We start from the raw sequence: 2,867 nt of genomic DNA, 5'->3' as shown, positions 1-2,867 counted from the left end.
GGTTTTCGCATTTATCGTGAAACGCTTTCGCGTTTTTCGTGCGCCGCTTCAGTGTTGAATTTGGTTATGAGTGAATTTGGTGATTAATGATGAAATGTTTCTGGATGTTTTGGCAGGAATAATCCCATCAGTAAATGAATGTTAGTGTTGGCAACTCAAAACGAATGGCGTTATGTTATAACTAATGGGTGGCTATGTATTAGTGGCCACGACTTCAAACATTTAGCGTATTTCTCCACATAAAACGAAGCAATACATTTTTACATTTCTGAGTTAAACCCCTGCCCTAGCTTTACCTTTAATATGTCTGTATTAACATCAATTCACCCTAATCACAGCGCTACATTCCTTAGCGTTTAACAGCATCCGAGATACCTTTATGTGGATAAAACTATAAACTAAAGCCCGTTATGTAAAGTTATTAAAGTTAAGTAAATTTTATTTTTTGTTGGTTTTTTTATTGGTATTTTTTAAAATATCAAGCAACAATAATGACGACTTGATTTACCTATTTTCGTTGTTGATAGCATCCAATAGACATAAAAAAGGTTTCTATGAAAAAGATAATATTTGGTTTTTTTATGTTCAGTTCATTGCTAGCTGCTACTGCTCATGCAGCAGATCAATTAACGGCCACTATTATTGGTTCTGGTTCGCCTATCTATAATGAAAACCGTGCGAGCGCGAGTACGTTAATCTCTGCCGGAAACACTCATATATTGGTTGATATGGGTAATGGCACTCAAGCTAATTTGTCTAAACTCGGCGTTGATATTCGTCATTTATCTAGCCTACTTATTACTCATCATCATCTTGATCATAATGAAGAATTTGTACCCATGTTAATTCGTCTGTTACTAGGGCGAAATAACTTCACCATTGTTGGTCCACCCAATACGAAGAAACTCACGGAAACAAATTTGGATTTGTATGAAGCTGATATTACATATCGACTAGGCAAAACTAAGAGAAACCTTGCCGATCGTATCAAGGCTTTCGATGTTACAGATATACAAGGCGGAGAATCCTTTAAGGTCGGTGATATACAGGTCACCACGCTTCAAGTTCCACACACCATTCATACTGTTGCTTACCGCTTCGATTACAATGGCCAATCGATTGTCATTACTGGAGATCTGACTTATTCAGAAGCACTGCCCACCTTCGCGAGCAATGCAGATTATATGATTATCGATTCTGGCGGAATGGTAATGATGGGTGGACGGAATAAAAACAAAAAATCTAATGATCAAAGCATAAATAAAGGTTCGAACAACAAAAATAAAAAGAGCGGTAATAAAAAAAATCGTGCTCACCTTAATTTAAACGACTCCAGTACACTTGCCCAAAAAGCTAATGTCAAAAATCTGGTCTACACCCATTTTACTGCGGGAAAGTTGATGCTGAAGCGAGCTTAAAAGAAATTCATAAAAATTATAGTGGTAATGTCATTTTCGGTGAAGATCTTATGGCCGTTAATACTGCAGTGAAGGAAAGCATAGTCAAAACATCACAAAAGATAGCAAGTTACCCAATCGTCGATACCGGACAAAGAAAATCCTACAGCAACAATGCAGTAATACCATTACCAGACAATGCCAATGATTTTTATGGTCAAGATGCCAGTTATAGCACTAACCCTCCTTCTTACACCGACAATAACAATGGCACTATCACCGATAATGTCACTGGTTTAATCTGGCAAAAACAGATGGGGGATAAACTGAGTTATGATGAAGCACTTTTAAAAATAAACACTCTAAAATTAGCAGGTTATGGTGACTGGCGAATTCCCACCATTAAAGAGCTCTATTCTCTCATTCAATTTACAGGCAGCGTTAAAAAGGGAGAAAAAGCGCTCACCCTTTCATCGACACCAGTTTCTTCAATCAACCTCTTGGTAATACTAAAGCTGAAGAACAAGAGATTGATGCCCAAACATGGTCGAGTACCGAGTATGTCGGCAAAACAATGAAAAGTGATGATACGGTTTTGGGGTGAATTTTGTTGATGGCCGTATTAAAGGTTACCTAAAGTTTAATCCACGCACTAAAACGCCGAATAAAATGTACTTTAGGTTTGTGAGGGGAAATAAAGCCTATGAATAAACGTAACTTCATTGACAATAGGGATGGTACCACCACTGATTTGGCGACTGGTTTAACTTGGCAACAGACAGACAGTAACAAAGGTTTGAATTGGCAACAAACACTGCAATATTCTGAGGATCTAACTTTAGCTGGCCATAGCGATTGGCGTTTACCAGATGCAAAAGAGTTACAAAGCATCGTGGATTATACCCGCTCACCTGAAACCTCTAATTCAGCGGCAATCGACCCGATTTTTTACACATCTTCGATAAAGAATGAATCTGGCGAAAAAGATTATCCTTATTACTGGAGTTCAACAACTCATCTTGATGGGCCAGTGCCAGAATCTGCAGCGGTTTATGTGGCCTTTGGTAAAGCCTTAGGTGAAATGCGTGGCATAACAATGGATGTTCATGGCGCGGGTTCTCAGCGCAGCGACCCTAAAACAGGTGCACCGATGTCTCGTGGGCCACAAGGCGATTTTATTCGAGTTGAGAATTTTGTACGCAGTGTACGAGATGGCAATGTCGTTTTAGCGGCCCAAACATATGAGCAGCCTCTGACTGAATATATTAACGAATATGCAAGGGCAAGTAACCTGACGGGTTCAACGACTCAAAAACAAAACAACAAAATCAAAAGCAGTACTCAAAGTAATAAATTTATTAATCGATTTGATAAAGATGGCGATGCAAAAGTATCGGCTTCAGAGTTTAAAGCTGGCACAAAGCGCTTTAATCATTTTGATAAAAATAAAGATGGTTACATCACGGCAGA

General features: G+C 38.6%; 3 protein-coding genes. All 3 read left to right on the top strand.

What is annotated here, in order from left to right:
* Positions 1–554 precede the first annotated feature (554 nt).
* Positions 555–1,418, top strand: a complete 864-nt coding sequence (locus BCU07_RS23540; RefSeq protein WP_413286220.1) for an MBL fold metallo-hydrolase — start codon at positions 555–557, stop codon at positions 1,416–1,418.
* Positions 1,419–1,468: 50 nt separating this feature from the next.
* Positions 1,469–1,975, top strand: coding sequence for a DUF1566 domain-containing protein (locus BCU07_RS23535; RefSeq protein ID WP_413286219.1), 507 nt, complete (start codon positions 1,469–1,471; stop codon positions 1,973–1,975).
* Positions 1,976–2,100: 125 nt separating this feature from the next.
* Positions 2,101–2,867 (top strand): DUF1566 domain-containing protein (locus BCU07_RS23530; RefSeq protein ID WP_413286218.1); only part of this gene is annotated, 767 nt, incomplete at its 3' end.

This window comes from Vibrio sp. 10N.261.54.E10 (genome assembly GCF_002877735.2).
GTDB classification, from domain to species: Bacteria; Pseudomonadota; Gammaproteobacteria; order Enterobacterales; family Vibrionaceae; genus Vibrio; species Vibrio crassostreae_C.
The sequence above is the reverse complement of the archived record's forward strand: the minus strand, read 5'-3'. Positions and strand labels throughout refer to the sequence as shown.